General features: G+C 72.4%; 14 protein-coding genes. 12 read left to right on the plus strand and 2 right to left on the minus strand.

The genetic code is table 11. From position 1 onward, the window contains the following. Positions 1-3: 3 nt before the first annotated feature. A complete protein-coding gene (locus AQJ64_RS06820) occupies positions 4-882 on the minus strand; it encodes an alpha/beta fold hydrolase (RefSeq protein ID WP_055633181.1) in 879 nt (292 codons plus the stop codon). 77 nt (positions 883-959) lie between these two features. Here AQJ64_RS06820 and AQJ64_RS06825 point away from each other — a divergent pair, with 77 nt between their 5' ends. The 7 genes from AQJ64_RS06825 to AQJ64_RS06855 all read left to right on the plus strand — a co-directional run bounded on the left by AQJ64_RS06825 (position 960) and on the right by AQJ64_RS06855 (position 8,403). After that, the gene (locus tag AQJ64_RS06825) at positions 960-1,424 is read left to right on the plus strand and encodes a MarR family winged helix-turn-helix transcriptional regulator (RefSeq protein WP_055633180.1); all 465 of its coding nucleotides are present in this window, start codon (positions 960-962) and stop codon (positions 1,422-1,424) included. Positions 1,425-1,593: 169 nt separating this feature from the next. Continuing rightward, a complete protein-coding gene (gene glnII / locus AQJ64_RS06830; RefSeq protein ID WP_055633179.1) occupies positions 1,594-2,625 on the plus strand; it encodes a glutamine synthetase in 1,032 nt (343 codons plus the stop codon). Positions 2,626-3,021: 396 nt separating this feature from the next. After that, a complete protein-coding gene (locus AQJ64_RS06835) occupies positions 3,022-3,585 on the plus strand; it encodes a winged helix-turn-helix domain-containing protein (protein ID WP_055633178.1) in 564 nt (187 codons plus the stop codon). Between the two features lie 60 nt (positions 3,586-3,645). Beyond that, positions 3,646-4,671 carry an NAD-dependent epimerase/dehydratase family protein gene (locus AQJ64_RS06840; protein WP_055633177.1) on the plus strand — a complete coding sequence of 342 codons (1,026 nt, stop codon included), beginning with the start codon at positions 3,646-3,648 and terminating at the stop codon, positions 4,669-4,671. Positions 4,672-4,723: 52 nt separating this feature from the next. Beyond that, positions 4,724-6,001 (plus strand): sensor histidine kinase, encoded by a 1,278-nt coding sequence (locus AQJ64_RS06845; protein WP_055633176.1) that lies wholly within the window; start codon positions 4,724-4,726, stop codon positions 5,999-6,001. Next, on the plus strand, positions 5,986-6,642 hold the full coding sequence (locus AQJ64_RS06850; protein WP_055633175.1) for a LuxR C-terminal-related transcriptional regulator: 657 nt from the start codon (positions 5,986-5,988) through the stop codon (positions 6,640-6,642). The genes AQJ64_RS06845 and AQJ64_RS06850 overlap by 16 nt, the downstream gene beginning before the upstream one ends. A 171-nt stretch (positions 6,643-6,813) precedes the next feature. After that, positions 6,814-8,403 carry a DUF1996 domain-containing protein gene (locus tag AQJ64_RS06855; RefSeq protein ID WP_055633174.1) on the plus strand — a complete coding sequence of 530 codons (1,590 nt, stop codon included), beginning with the start codon at positions 6,814-6,816 and terminating at the stop codon, positions 8,401-8,403. Positions 8,404-8,481: 78 nt separating this feature from the next. Here the strand turns inward: AQJ64_RS06855 and AQJ64_RS06860 are convergent, their stop codons facing one another. Next, entirely contained in the window at positions 8,482-8,931 is a 450-nt protein-coding gene (locus AQJ64_RS06860) for a hypothetical protein (protein WP_055633173.1), read from the minus strand. Positions 8,932-9,029: 98 nt separating this feature from the next. Here AQJ64_RS06860 and AQJ64_RS06865 point away from each other — a divergent pair, with 98 nt between their 5' ends. From AQJ64_RS06865 to AQJ64_RS06885, 5 genes are read left to right on the plus strand one after another with little or no spacing between them, the layout of a single operon-like run. Next, positions 9,030-9,524 carry a tetratricopeptide repeat protein gene (locus tag AQJ64_RS06865; RefSeq protein WP_099053920.1) on the plus strand — a complete coding sequence of 165 codons (495 nt, stop codon included), beginning with the start codon at positions 9,030-9,032 and terminating at the stop codon, positions 9,522-9,524. 56 nt (positions 9,525-9,580) lie between these two features. Beyond that, positions 9,581-11,509, plus strand: a complete 1,929-nt coding sequence (locus AQJ64_RS06870; protein WP_055633185.1) for a hypothetical protein — start codon at positions 9,581-9,583, stop codon at positions 11,507-11,509. A 49-nt stretch (positions 11,510-11,558) separates the two neighbouring features. Continuing rightward, on the plus strand, positions 11,559-12,458 hold the full coding sequence (locus AQJ64_RS06875; protein WP_055633171.1) for a metal-dependent hydrolase: 900 nt from the start codon (positions 11,559-11,561) through the stop codon (positions 12,456-12,458). After that, positions 12,458-13,519, plus strand: a complete 1,062-nt coding sequence (locus AQJ64_RS06880) for a PDR/VanB family oxidoreductase (protein ID WP_055633170.1) — start codon at positions 12,458-12,460, stop codon at positions 13,517-13,519. The genes AQJ64_RS06875 and AQJ64_RS06880 overlap by 1 nt, the downstream gene beginning before the upstream one ends. 56 nt (positions 13,520-13,575) lie before the next feature. Further along, positions 13,576-14,265, plus strand: a complete 690-nt coding sequence (locus AQJ64_RS06885; protein ID WP_099053919.1) for a TetR/AcrR family transcriptional regulator — start codon at positions 13,576-13,578, stop codon at positions 14,263-14,265. Positions 14,266-14,269: the final 4 nt, after the last annotated feature.

Genomic DNA, 14,269 nt, shown 5'->3' on the forward strand with positions numbered 1-14,269 from the left:
GGTTCAGACGCCGAGAAACGAGCTGAGGCGACGGACCGCTCCGGAGGGCGCGGCGACCGGCAGCTGATGGTGGGACACGTCCGGCAGGACGGCGGTCTCCACGTACGGCAGCCATTCACCCGCCCGGGCCGTGACCTCGTACGGGTCATGGGTCCTGCTGTTCGCGGCCACGAACAGCAGGACCCGCGTACGCAGGGCCCGTAGCGCCTCGGGCGCCGGACGCGGGCCGGTCACCGGCCGCCCCGCGGGGAAGCCGGCGGCGGCCTCCTGGAGCCGGAGCCAGTCGGGGTCCATGACCGCTCCCCCGCTCTCCCAGTCCAGGAAGGCCCGTACCCGGCGCGGGGTGGGCCGCAGCAGCATCGGCAGGGCGCGCAGCAGATACGCCGTCTCGAACCCGGCGAAGCACTGGGTCGGGTCGAGGAGGAACAGACGGCGTACCCGGCCGGGGGCGCGCAGGGCGTAGTGCAGGGCGATCCACCCGCCGTAGGAGTGCCCGCCCAGGTCCACGGGCGCCGCGGGACCGATCCCCAGCCCTGCCATGACGGCGTCCAGCCAGTCCCGCAGATCGTCGACGGTCCGTGCCCCGCGCGCCTCGGTGCGTCCCGCCGCGCCGATCAGGTCGACGGCGTGCACCCGCCGGATCCGGGCGAGGTCGGCCGCCTGCACGAACCAGGACGCCGAGGTCGCTCCGCCGCCCCCGGGCAGCAGCAGCAGCGGGGGTGCGTCCCGCGGGCCGCAGACATGGGCGTACGTCTCGCCGAACGGTGTGGGGACGGTGACCGCCTCCCGGTCGGCGGGCCACTTGGCGAGGACCTCGTCGTAGGCGGTCCGGAAGGCCTCACCGTCGTAGGCCCCGCTGCCCTGTCCCCTGGGCTTTCCCATACGCTCCCCCCGCTTCCCCTATTATCTCGCTCAGCAAGATACTTGGCGGGCGAGACGAACACCACCAGGAGGCGAGGGTGCCGACCGAGGGGCCGGAGCTGGAGACCGTCCATCTGCTGCGTGCGGCGGCGGTCGAACTCGGACTGCACAGCGCGCGGTTCGCGAGCCGCAACGGTATGCATCCGACGGACGTACGGGCTCTGATCGTCCTCATGGACGCCCGGCGGGCGGCCGAGGAGACGACGGCGGGGCGGCTCGGGGCGGCGCTCGGGCTGAACTCGGCGGGGACGACGGCCCTGGTGGACCGGCTGGAGCGGGCGGGCCACGTCCGGCGGGTGCGCGGCGCCACCGACCGGCGCAAGGTCGTGATCGAGGTGGACGAGCGCGCGGTGGCCCTGGGGCAGGCGTTCTTCGGCCCGCTCATCGGCCAGGTGGTGGAGCTGCTCCAGGGCTACGACGAGCGGGAGCGGGCGGCGATCCGGGGGTTCCTGGAAGGGGTGCGCGGCGCGGCGGCAGCGGCCGACCGTCCCCTCACCTCGTGAGCCGCACCACAGAACCAGCAGGTAACACGGGGTTCACATTCGAGCAACGACCGGGAAATCGCCCGTTGACAAGCTGCCGGTCAACACCGACGGCGCCCCAGTGCCGCAGCGCCGCAGCATCAACAGCACCCGCAAGTGCGTTCAGACACACCCCCGAAGGAAGTGGCCCGTGACCTTCAAGGCTGAGTACATCTGGATCGACGGCACCCAGCCGACGGCGAAGCTCCGTTCCAAGACGAAGATCATCGCGGGCGAGCCCGCCGGTCTGGACGCGCTGCCGATCTGGGGTTTCGACGGGTCCTCCACGAACCAGGCCGAGGGCCACGCCTCGGACCGTGTCCTCAAGCCGGTCTTCACCTGCCCCGACCCGATCCGCGGCGGCGACGACGTCCTCGTCCTGTGCGAGGTCCTCAACATCGACATGACGCCGCACGAGTCCAACACCCGTGCCGCGCTGGCCGAGGTCGAGGCGAAGTACGGCTCGCAGGAGCCGATCTTCGGCATCGAGCAGGAGTACACCTTCTTCCAGGACGGTTACCCGCTCGGCTTCCCCAAGGGCGGCTTCCCGGCCCCGCAGGGCGGCTACTACTGCGGTGTCGGCGCCGACGAGATCTTCGGCCGTGAGGTCGTCGAGGCCCACCTGGAGAACTGCCTGGCCGCCGGTCTCGGCATCTCCGGCATCAACGCCGAGGTCATGCCCGGCCAGTGGGAGTTCCAGGTCGGCCCGCTCGCCCCGCTCGAGGTCTCGGACCAGCTGTGGGTCGCCCGCTGGCTGCTCTACCGCACCGCCGAGGACTTCGGCGTCTCCGCCACCCTCGACCCCAAGCCGGTCAAGGGCGACTGGAACGGCGCCGGTGCGCACACCAACTTCTCCACCAAGGCGATGCGCGAGGGCTACGACGCGATCATCACCGCCGCCGAGTCGCTCGGTGAGGGCTCCAAGCCGCTCGACCACGTCAAGAACTACGGCGCCGGCATCGACGACCGTCTGACCGGTCTGCACGAGACCGCCCCGTGGAACGAGTACTCCTACGGTGTCTCCAACCGCGGCGCCTCGGTCCGTATCCCGTGGCAGGTCGAGAAGGACGGCAAGGGCTACATCGAGGACCGCCGCCCGAACGCCAACGTCGACCCCTACACGGTGACCCGCCTCCTGGTCGACACCTGCTGCGCCGCCCTGGAGAAGGCCGGCCAGGTCTGATCCGTCCCGCAGTGCCGCACTGCTCGTGAAGGGGCGCCCCGCCGATCCGGTGGGGCGCCCCTTCCGCGTGTTGAGGTCAACTTCGCGTCGAGGAAACCGTCCAAGCTGTGAGAGGAGGGTCCTGTTGCGGGCGTGTGTCTGCTTCAATGGAGCCATGGCCAGCTTCCAGAAGTACACCGCGACGGGTCGCCATGACCTCGAGCCCTTCTGGCCTTCCCGTCAGCACCACGACTTCGACCGGGTGTGTTGCCGCGCGACGAACGCGCCGGCCCTCTAAAGCCGTACACCCCGGCCTTCGGCCAGCGCGCACGACGTACGTCCCTCGACGAGCCCGACCACGAATCGCGGCCGTCGTCCTCCCCGACGAACTTCTCGCGCGAAAAGAGCTGACCTCTCATGGCGACCACCCGTTCCCTCTCCACCGCCACGCTCCCCCACCCCGTCCAGAACGCCCCCCGGCACCGGCTGCGGGCCGTCGGCCCCGACGAGGTGGCCGACGTCGTGGATCTCCTGCCGCCCGGCGCCACCTGGCTGCCCGCTCCACAGCACTCCCTGCCCGACCTGCCCGGCCACCCGGCGATGGTCGGCTACCTCGTGCTGATCCCGGCGGACCAGCAGCAGCCGTTCCAGCCCGTCCCGGTGCCGGCGGCGGAGACCACCGCGGACAACCCGCTCGTGCGCGTCGACCCGGTACAGCGCACCGCCGAGGTCGACGGGCGTGAACTCGACCTGACCTACCTGGAGTTCGAGCTGCTCGCGCACCTCGTGGCGCACCCGAACCGGGTGCACACCCGCGACCAGCTCGTCACCACGGTGTGGGGGTACGGCCATGTCGGCGACGGCCGTACGGTCGACGTCCATGTCGCCCGGCTGCGCCGCAAGCTGGGCGCCGAGCACCGCGGCACCATCCAGACGGTGCGCCGGGTCGGCTACAAGTACACCCCGCCGACCGGCCGCTGACGCTCTGCCCTGAGCAGAGGACGGTTCCGTCCCGCTGCCCGGCCGGGCACAGTCACCGGCATGAGACTTCTGGTGCTGGGTGGTACGGAGTTCGTGGGACGGGCCGTCGTCGAGGCGGCCCTCGGGCGCGGCTGGGACGTGACGGTCCTGAACCGGGGGCGGCACACCCCCGCCCCGGGGGTGACGGCCCTGACCGGCGACCGCACCGCGCCCGGCGGGCTGGACGCCCTCGCCGCGCACGACGGGGACTGGGACGCCGTCGTCGACACCTGGTCGTCGGCGCCCCGCCCGGTGCACGAGGCGGCGCGGCTGCTGCGGGGCCGCGCCGGCCGGTATGTGTACGTGTCGAGCTGCTCGGTGTACACCTGGGCCCCGCCCGCCGGGTACACGGAGGAGGCGCCCGTGGTCGAGGGGGCGGCGCCCGACGCCGGCTCGACCGACTACCAGCGCGACAAGCGGGGCGGTGAGCTGGCCGTCGTCGACGCCTTCGGCACACAGGACTCCGTGCTCGTACGGGCCGGGCTGATCCTCGGCCCGTACGAGAACGTCGGCCGGCTGCCCTGGTGGCTGGGCCGGATCGCACGCGGCGGCCCGGTGCTCGCCCCCGGGCCCCGGGACCTTCCCCTCCAGTACGTCGACGTCCGCGACCTCGCCGCATGGATCCTCGGCGCGGTCGAGCGGGAACTGAGCGGGCCGTACAACCTGATGAGCCCCCAAGGACACGCCACCATGGGCGAGTTCCTCGACGCGTGCGTGCGGACCACCGGGTCGGACGCGCGGCTGCGCTGGACCGCCCCGGAGATCGTCCTCGACGCGGGCATCGAGCCCTGGGTCCAGTTGCCGGTGTGGGTGCCGCCGGGCACCGACATGCACGACGCGCTGCACGCCGCCGATGTCTCACGGGCGGTGGCGACGGGACTGTCCTGCCGTCCGGTCGAGGAGACCGTCGCCGGCACCTGGGCCTGGCTGGGGTCGATCGGCGGAACGGCGCCCCACCGCAACGACCGTGCGGTCAAGGGGCTGGCCCCGGAGGTGGAGGCCAGGGTGCTGGCCGGGGCGGGGGGTGTACCTGGCACCACCCCCTGACCGGGGGCTTCGGGCCAGTGACCGCGCCGGAGTGCTCGGCCAGACTGGCCGTATGAACACCGACACGAAGAGCGGCGGACGTGGTTCGAGGACGCGGGAGATGGTGCTCGCCGCCGTACGGGGGCTCGTGCTGGCCCTGGCGGTGTGGCCCTGGACGGTGGTGGTCTACTGCCTGGCCCTCGTCTCCCTCACGCTGATCCCCCTCGGCGTGGGACTCGTCACCACGCCCTGGGTGGTGCGGGCGGCACGGGCCCTCGCGGACAACCGGCGTGATCTCGCGCGGCGATGGTGCGGGATGCACATCCCGTCCGCGTACCGGCCGCTGCCCAGGACCGCCAACCCGGCGCGGCGCACCTACGCGCTGCTCCAGGACCCGGCGACCTGGCGGGACCTGCGCTGGCTGATGGCGGACACGGTGGCGGGGCTGGTCACCGCGCTGCTGCCGGTCGTCCTGGTCTGCTACCCGCTGGAGGGGTTCGCGCTCGCGGCGGGGCTGTGGCGGGTCGTGACGGACGGGTCGGGCGGCCCCTACTGGTACGCCTTCGTGCCGGTCGGCGACCGGACGACCGCGCTCGCCGCCGGCGCGCTCGCGGTGCTGCTGCTGGTCGTCGCCGACCGGTACGCCGTGAACGCCCTGGGCGTCCACTTCCGGCTCACCCGGGGTCTGCTCACGCCCGGCCGGGCCGAACTCGCCGAGCGGGTCAAGGTGCTGACCGACACCCGGCGGGACGCCGTGGACACCTCGGCCGCCGAACTGCGGCGCATCGAGCGGGATCTGCACGACGGGGCGCAGGCCCGGCTGGTGGCCATGGGCATGGACCTGGGCACGATCGAGCTGCTCCTCGACAAGGACCCCGAGAAGGCCAGGCAGCTGCTCGCGCAGGCCCGGCAGTCGTCGGCGGAGGCCCTCGCCGAACTGCGCGACCTGGTGCGCGGGATCCATCCGCCGGTGCTGGCCGAGCGCGGACTGGGCGATGCCGTACGGGCGTTGGCGCTACGGCTGCCGGTGCCGACGGAGGTGGCGGTGGAGCTGCCGGGGCGGGCCGGGGCGCCGGTCGAGTCGGCCGCGTACTTCGCGGTCAGCGAGGTCCTCACCAACGCGGTCAAGCACTCCGGCGCCGACCGCATCTGGGCCGACCTGCACCACGCGGAGGGTCATCTGCGGATCTCCGTCACCGACAACGGCCGCGGCGGCGCGGCGATCGGGGCGGGGTCGGGCCTGGCCGGGGTGGAGCGGCGGCTGGGTACATTCGACGGCGTCCTGGCCGTCAGCTCCCCGGCGGGCGGTCCCACCATGGTGACCATGGAGATTCCTTGCGCGTTGTCCTAGCCGAAGACCTGTTCCTGCTGCGGGACGGGCTGGTGCGGCTGCTGGAGGCCTACGGCTTCGAGATCGCCGCCGCCGTGGAGAGCGGGCCCGAGCTGGAGCGGGCCCTCGCCGAACTGGAGCCGGACGTCGCCGTGGTGGACGTCCGGCTTCCGCCCACGCACACGGACGAGGGCCTCCAGTGCGCGCTCACCGCCCGCCGCCGCAGGCCCGGCCTCCCGGTGCTCGTCCTCTCCCAGCACGTCGAGCAGCTGTACGCGCGCGAGCTGCTCGCCGACGGCAGCGGCGGGGTCGGCTATCTGCTGAAGGACCGGGTGTTCGACGCGGAGCAGTTCGTGGACGCCGTACGGCGGGTCGCGGCGGGCGGTACGGCGATGGACCCCCAGGTGATCCAGCAGCTGCTGGCCCGCCGCTCGGGCGACGGGCAGGGTCCGGTGGAGCGGCTCACTCCACGCGAACGGGAGGTTCTGGAGCTGATGGCGCAGGGCCGGTCGAACACGGCGATCGCCGGCAAACTGGTCGTCACCGAGCGGGCCGTCGCCAAGCACACCGCGAATATCTTCGTGAAGCTCGGTTTGGAGGTCTCGGACGACGACAACCGCAGGGTACTGGCGGTGCTGGCCTATCTGGACCGGGACCGGTAGGGGGACAACTACCGTGACGTGTGGGGTCGTTGGGGAGGGTTTGTCGTACGGACCTCTCATCAATTTCTGAGACCGCTGAACACCTCTGGGACGGGATGCGTATGGGAGGGGGCAGCTTCACTCCTGTCGGGCGCCTCGATGCGACCCCGCCAAGGAAGTCAGAGGAGTTCCATGGGACGCAACATTCGTAAACGCCGTTCGTCGATGGCCACGAAGGCCGTGGCAGCATCGGCGGCCCTAGCGCTCGGCGGGGGCGGGCTGATCTGGGCGAACTTCTACGCTTCGGCCCACGAGTCGAGCAACTCGGGTCAGAACACGACCAAGGCCGCCACCGCAGCAGCGCAGGTCGCCACCATCTCCTGCCCGGACGTGGGGCAGAAGCTGACGAACGTGCCCGACAAGGCCAAGCAGGGCGTCGCCACCGAGCTGGCGAACCTCGACAAGCAGATCACCGAGGCCTACGCCCGGCTCGCCTCCACGCGTCAGGCGCAGGCGAACGACCCCGGCTTCGTGCAGAACGCGATCGTCGGCCCCCTGAAGGAGAAGCGGGCCGCCACGATCGACCGGATCCGCATCGACATCCAGCGGGTCGGCGGCCAGTTCAACACCCAGCTCAGCCAGCTCGCGGCCTGCACCACGCAGGCGGCCAACGCCAACACCAACGCGGGCCAGGCGGGCAACGGCCAGAACAACAACGGCCAGCAGAACAACAACAATGGCCAGCAGAACAACGGCCAGAACAACAATGGCCAGAACAACGGCCAGCAGAACAACGGCCAGCAGAACAACGGCGGTCAGCAGCAGGCGGGCGCCAACGGCCAGGGCGGCAACGGCCCGACCGCGGCCGACTTCGTGGACATCACGAAGGTCCAGGCCAACGCGCAGCTGGGCGTGGGGGCCAACGGCCTCGCGGCCAACGGCAACTCCGGCTCCCGCGGCAGCTTCACCACCAAGTGCGGCACCAACGGCAACAAGAACCACAACACGGACAACGTGATCGTGGCCCCCGGTGTCAGCAACGGTGCCCACCACCTGCACGACTACGTCGGCAACCAGTCCAACGACGCTTTCGCGAGCGACCAGGAGCTGGCGGCGGCCCAGACCAGCTGCCAGAACCAGGGCGACAAGTCCTCGTACTTCTGGCCGGTGCTGCGCACCCAGGACGGCACGCAGGACTTCGACCAGAACGCGGACGGCGGTGGCAAGGAAGGCAACGTCGGCAAGATCCTCCAGCCCGTCCAGGCGCAGCTGACCTTCGTCGGCAACAAGAAGGGCAACGTCGTCGCGATGCCGACGGCGCTGCGCATCATCACCGGTGACGCGAAGGCCTTCGTCAACGGCAACGGCAACGCCAACGTGAACTGGTCCTGCACCGGCTTCGAGAACAAGGTGCAGCTGGAGACCCAGTACCCGATCTGCCCGCAGGGCAGCCAGGTGGTGCGCACGACCTTCTTCCAGAGCTGCTGGGACGGTCAGAACATCGACTCCGCCAACCACCGCACGCACGTGTCCTTCGTCCAGGCGGACGGCACCTGCGCCAACGGCTTCAAGGCGATCCCGCAGCTGAAGGTCCGGCTGGTCTACAACGTCACCCGGCCGACGATCCAGAACGGCGTCGTGAAGAACGCCTACGCGGTCGACAGCTTCCCGGAGAACCTGCACAAGCCGATCACCGACCACAACGACTTCATCAACTTCTTCTCCACGAACACGATGAACAAGATGGTCAACTGCATCAACACCGGCAAGAAGTGCCAGTAGTCGACAGCGGTCGATAACTGAGAGGCCGGCGGTGAGGAATCCTCACCGCCGGCCTTCTTGTGTGCCGTGCCGCTTGGCTCAGTGGCCGGAGTGCGTCGCGCTCCCGGACGGCTCGCCCGACTCGTGCGCCGAGTGGTCCGTGCCCTCCTCGATGTCGCCGCCGAGCGTCTTGCGCAGCGATGTCACCGTGCCGGTCTCCTCTCCCACGGCCACCCACTTGCGGCCGACCAGATAGTGGCCGCCGTAGTCCTTGGCGCCGTTGAGCCACTCGCGCTGGCCCCGGTCGGTGGCGAAGGTCAGCAGGAGGAACTTCCCCGCGGAGGTCTTGCAGATGGCCTGGCGGAGTTCGTCGGCGTCGGTCTGCATGTTCGGCTTGCAGTCCACCTCGGCGGCCAGGTGCTCCAGACTGCCGGTCGCCGCCGTCGGGACGGCCACCTCGGCCTTCCCGGAGCCTGCGGACGCGCACCCCGCCAGCACCAGCGCCGCCACGGCGGTCGCCGCCGCGAGGATCGGTCGGGTCACCTTCATCTGTCCTCCCTGCGTGAGCCTCGTCCTGGATACGGCTCCCGCGTACGGTCCGCTCAAAATACGCTGCCGGGCTGGCACACGCGTGCGAGAGTGGGCCGGTGAACCACGACTGGGAAGAGCGCGTGACGGCCGCCTGGGCCACCCTCGACCGCTATCCGCAGGCACGGGCCGCCGACTTCCGGGCCGTCATCGACGAACTCGTCGCCGAACTGCCCGGGAACAGCCCCCTCGGCCCCTTCGAGCGGGCCTGCGCCTGGGACTCCACCGGCCACAGCGACCGGGCCGTACCGCTCTACCGGGAAGCCCTCGCCCTCGGTCTGACCGGCTACCAGGGCCGGCGCGCCAGGATCCAGCTCTCCAGCTCCCTGCGCAACATCGGGCAGGCCGAGGAGGGCGTCGCGCTGCTCACCCCCGAACTGGACGCCCCGTCCGACGAACTGGACGACGCCGTACGCGCCACGCTCGCCCTGTGCCTGTCCAGCCTCGGCCGCGACCGGGAGGCCCTGTCCCTGGTCCTCGGCGCCCTCGCCCCCCATCTGCCGCGCTACCAGCGGTCGATGGCGAACTACGCACGGGCGCTCGTCGAGTCGTAGGCGGGGCGTGACCCGTACGGCGGTGACCATCCCTCGTGCCGCTCGTTGCGCTGGGCGTGCAGTCACAGGATGTCGCCCCGAGCCCCGCACCCGGTTCCGCCCCCGACCGGGCCGTCGACGTCGAGCAGGCCGAGGCCGCGCTCGTCGAGCACTATCCGCGTCTCGTCCGGCTCGCCTATCTGGTGCTGCCGCCGGGCCTCGGCCGGGGCCGCCGGGTCCTGACCGCCCACGCCCTCGTCCAGCGTGCCCTGCCCCGCCGCCGCGCCTCGGCCCCCGTGATCCCGGCCCAGGCGCAGGCCGACGGCCGCGACGGCGACCCCGGGTACGCGTACGTCCGCCTCCAGGTGGTGCGGACGGCGCTGGAGGCGGGCCTGCCGCTGGTGCGCCCGGCCTGGCCCAAGCGGGCGCAACTGCCGCCGCTGCTCCCCCAGGTGCGGGGCCTGAGACTGTTCCCGCGCTCCGGCGGGGCCGACGAACTCGCCCTGGACCAGCAGCTGTCCGCCCTGGCCGGTCCGGCCCGCGCCGTCTATGTGCTGCGCGGCCTGGAGAAACTCACCGACGGCGAGGTGCGCAAGGTCCTCGCCGAGGCGGGCGTGGCGGACACCGACGCGGCGCTGGACGAGGCCGACGCGGTGCCCGCCCGGTACGCCCTGCTCGAATCCCCCGAGTTCGACCCCTGCTCCCTCCAGGCCCGGCCCACCGATCTGCTGCGCCGCCGCCGGCACACCACGGCCGCGCTGGCCGCCGCCGCGGCCCTCGCGGTGTGCGGCGCGCTGGTCGCGCTGCCCGGTGACGGCTGGGGCCCGGACGGCGCGGCCGCCCCGGTGTACGCGCAGAACCCGGCCGCCGAGGCCGCGCTCGACCCGGGCCGGCTGCTGCGGGTCTCCCCCGTCGCCTGGAAGACGTCCGCGCGCACCGACTTCTCCGTCTGGCCGGCCCGCGGCGCCCTGGTCCGCGACACCGCGCTGCTGCGCCGCGCCCTCGCGGTCTGGGCCCGCCCCGGCGCGACGGTGCAGGTCTCGGCGACTCCCGACACCCCCTCCGGCCCCCCGTCCGGCCCGCCCCAGCTCCTGTACGCGGCCGAGGTGGGCAACGCGCGCGTGGTGCTCTTCCACGACGGTCTGCGCATCGCCCGCTACGCCGAGCCGAAGGACGGCACGGCCGGGGCCGCCCTGGACTTCGCGCGGGTCGACGGCGCGGCCGGCGCCGAGGCGTCCGCGATCGTCCTGGACCGGGCCGACGGCAATGTCCGCTGGCTGACGGCGCCCTGGGTGACCGCGGCGGGCGAGCGGGACCTCGGCAAGCCGGGCGCCGGCGTGATGGCCCTGACGCTCACCGACGGCATCACCTCGCCGCTGGCCAGTCCCGCGACCCGGACCGGCACCTGCACCGGCTGGAACGTCCTCCAGCTCACCGACGCCTCGGGCTCCCGTCTCCTCACCGACCTCGGCGAGCTGGTCCCCGCCCGGCTGACCGCCGGCCGGCCCACCGCGCCGAAGGAGGCCACGGGAGCGGAGGCGCTCGGCACCTGGGCGCCGTACGCCTGCTCGCTGGCCGATGTGCGCGGGCAGGGCGTGCGGACGGTGAACGTGTGGTCGTACGCGCGTCAGCCGCTGCCCGACGCGAGCGGCTCGGCGGAATGGGTGTGCACCCGGGCGGAGACCTGGCGCGGCGACGGGAGCCGGGTACTGGCCCAGTTCCGTACCCCGGGCGGGCTGTTCGGGGCGGCCGTGGCGAAGGCCGGGGACGTCCCGGCGTGCGGTCCGCGCGATCCGCATGTGCTGGCCGGGGTGCTGTGGAAGTCGCAGGGCGGCCACTGGTACCTCCTCGCGGCCGGCGACTCCGGGACGCGGAACGTACGGGCGACCGGCGGGGTGCGGGACTCCGCGCCGGGCCCGCTGCTCACCGCGGCGGCCGAGAAGGGGGCGAAGGCGGAGCTGAAGGGCACGCTGGCGGACGGGCGGTCGGTCAACGGGCTCAACTGATCGGCGCGGAGGGGTTCACCCCGGCCTTACCCGTCAGTACATTGACGCCATGTCCAACAAGGGTCGGTCCGACGGGGACCGGGTGCCGCTCAAGGCCCGCAAGGTGTCCTTCTCCTGGGAGGACACCCCGCTGCACTGGGTGCCGGGGGATCCGTTCACCACGCACACCATCAATGTGCTGCACCTGCTGCTGCCGGCCGGCGAGCGCTGGTTCGTGCACGTCTACCGGCAGGTGCTGCCGTACATCCGGGACGAGCGGCTGCGCGAGGACGTGATCGGGTTCATCGGGCAGGAGGCGGTGCACTCCCAGGCCCATGACGAGGTGCTGCCCCACCTCAAGGAGCAGGGGCTCGACCCGACGCCGTACACCGCGCAGGTCGACTGGCTCTTCGAGAAGCTGCTCGGCGACCGCACCCTGCCCCCGGGCCGGGCGCGCCGCTGGTGGCTGAAGGAGCGGGTGGCGCTGATCGCGGCCATCGAGCACTACACCGCCTTCCTCGGCGACTGGGTGCTGAACGCGGACGAACTGGACCGCAGGGGCGCCGACCCGACCATGCTGGACCTGCTGCGCTGGCACGGCGCCGAGGAGGTCGAGCACCGGTCCGTGGCCTTCGAGCTGTTCATGCACCTCGACGGCAGCTACCGCCGCCGGGTGCGGACCTGGGCCACCGCCTTCGCCGCCCTCGTCTTCCTCTGGCAGCGCGGGGTCCGCTTCTTCATGGCGAACGACCCGACGCTCACCGGCGGGAAGGCGAGCTTGCGGGCCTTCTACGTGCGCGGCAGACGCGGCACCCTGCCCGCCACCGGCGCGCTGCTGCGGTCGGTCCCCCGCTATCTCAGCCGGGGTTACCACCCCTCGCAGGAGGGCTCCACCGAGCAGGCGGTCGCCTATCTCGCCTCCTCCCCCGCGGCGCTGGCCGCGCTCGCCGCGGAGCGGAGGGCGTCCTGATGGCCCACGCTCTGCGCAGGGCCGCCTTCGTCGCCGGTACGGCCTGGCTGGCACGGCGGGCGATGCGGCGCCGGATCCGGGCCTCGCCGCTGTGGCCGCTGCCGGCGCTGGACGAGCCGGTCTCCGGGCGGCCCCGCTCCCGGTCCCTGCGACTGCGGGTGAGCGCGCGGGACACGGTCGCCGAGGGTGTCGTACGACTGCGGCTCGAAGGACGGGAGTTGCCGCGCTGGGAGCCGGGGGCGCACATCGATCTGGTGCTGCCGTCGGGGCGGGTGCGGCAGTACTCGCTGTGCGGGGACCCGGCGGACCGCTGCGCGTACACCGTCGCCGTACGGCTCGTCGAGGACGGCCGGGGCGGGTCGCGCGAGGTGCACGAGCGGCTCCTGGAGGGCACGGAGGTCGAGGTGCGCGGGCCGCGGAACCGCTTCCCGCTCGCCGAGGCCCCGGCGTACGTCTTCGTCGCCGGAGGGATCGGCATCACCCCGCTCCTGCCGATGCTGCGGGCGCTCCCCGAGGGCGCCGACTGGCGGCTGCTGTACGCCGGCCGGTCACGGGCCTCGATGCCGTTCCTCGCGGAGGTCGAGCGGTTCGGCGGGAGGGGGGTCCCCCCGCTCGGGCGAAGCCGAGAGCGGGGGAGGGTCAAGGTGGTGGAGGGACGGCCGGACCTCGACGCGGAGTTGAAGGACCTGCCCGCCGGGGCCGTCGTCCACTGCTGTGGGCCGGAGGGGCTGATGGCGGCCGTGGCCGAGCGGGTGCCGTCCGTACGAGTCGAACGATTCACGCCACTTGCCGTGGGCGGCGGCGCCTGCGAGGTCGAACTCCGGCGCAGCGGACGGACGTTGACCGTGCCCGCCGGCTCCTCGGTGCTCTCCGCCGTACGCGCCGCGCTCCCCGGCACGCTCTACTCCTGCGAGCAGGGGTTCTGCGGAACGTGTGTACAGCGGGTGCTGGCGGGCGAGGTGGATCACCGGGACGCACTGCTCACGGACGCCGAGCGCGCGGACTCGATGCTGATCTGTGTGTCCCGGGCGCGCGGCGCACGGCTGGTGCTCGATATGTGAACACCGGGGGCCGGTCCGGTCCGTTCGGGGCCGGATCCGATCGGTAAGGTGGGCGCATGACTACCGGGGTTCGTCGAAGAATGGGAGTCGAGGAGCGTCGGCAGCAGTTGATCGGCGTCGCCCTCGACCTGTTCGCCCAGCGCTCGCCCGACGAGGTCTCCATCGACGAGATAGCGGCCGCCGCCGGTATCTCGCGCCCCCTCGTCTATCACTACTTCCCCGGCAAACTCAGCTTGTACGAGGCCGCGTTGAAGCGGGCCTCGGAGGATCTCGCCGCCCGGTTCGTCGAGCCCGCCGAGGGACCGCTCGGCTCACGGCTGCTGCGGGTGATGCGCCGCTACTTCGACTTCGTCGACGAGCACGGCCCGGGTTTCTCGGCCCTGATGCGCGGCGGCCCGGCCGTCGGCTCGTCCACGACGAACGCCCTGATCGACTCCGTACGCCAGGCCGCCTACGAGCAGATCCTGTCCCACCTGGGCATCACGGACCCGCCCGCCCGGCTGGAGTTGGTGGTGCGCTCCTGGATCTCGCTCGCCGAGTCGACCGCGCTGATCTGGCTGGACGGGCGGCGGATCCCGCGCGAGGAGCTGGAGGTGCAGCTCGTGCACGACTTCGCCGCGCTCACCGCCGTCAGCGCGGCCTACGACGACGAGATGCGCAAGCTGCTGCACCCCATGCTGTCCGGCGAGCCGGCCGACGGCCCCTTCGGGAACCTGGCGGCCCGGCTCATCGCGCTGGCGTCCTAGGCCT

Origin of the sequence: Streptomyces griseoruber (genome assembly GCF_001514205.1) — a bacterium.
Lineage (GTDB): Bacteria > Actinomycetota > Actinomycetes > Streptomycetales > Streptomycetaceae > Streptomyces > Streptomyces griseoruber.

What these genes read in the sequence shown, in the direction of transcription:
- AQJ64_RS06820 (WP_055633181.1), bottom strand. Translation starts at nt 882, where the DNA reads ATGGGAAAGCCCAGGGGACAGGGCAGCGGGGCCTACGACGGTGAGGCC.
- AQJ64_RS06835 (WP_055633178.1), top strand. Translation starts at nt 3,022, where the DNA reads ATGGCGACCACCCGTTCCCTCTCCACCGCCACGCTCCCCCACCCCGTC.
- AQJ64_RS06840 (WP_055633177.1), top strand. Translation starts at nt 3,646, where the DNA reads ATGAGACTTCTGGTGCTGGGTGGTACGGAGTTCGTGGGACGGGCCGTC.
- AQJ64_RS06845 (WP_055633176.1), top strand. Translation starts at nt 4,724, where the DNA reads ATGAACACCGACACGAAGAGCGGCGGACGTGGTTCGAGGACGCGGGAG.
- AQJ64_RS06855 (WP_055633174.1), top strand. Translation starts at nt 6,814, where the DNA reads ATGGGACGCAACATTCGTAAACGCCGTTCGTCGATGGCCACGAAGGCC.
- AQJ64_RS06860 (WP_055633173.1), bottom strand. Translation starts at nt 8,931, where the DNA reads ATGAAGGTGACCCGACCGATCCTCGCGGCGGCGACCGCCGTGGCGGCG.
- AQJ64_RS06875 (WP_055633171.1), top strand. Translation starts at nt 11,559, where the DNA reads ATGTCCAACAAGGGTCGGTCCGACGGGGACCGGGTGCCGCTCAAGGCC.
- AQJ64_RS06880 (WP_055633170.1), top strand. Translation starts at nt 12,458, where the DNA reads ATGGCCCACGCTCTGCGCAGGGCCGCCTTCGTCGCCGGTACGGCCTGG.
- AQJ64_RS06885 (WP_099053919.1), top strand. Translation starts at nt 13,576, where the DNA reads ATGACTACCGGGGTTCGTCGAAGAATGGGAGTCGAGGAGCGTCGGCAG.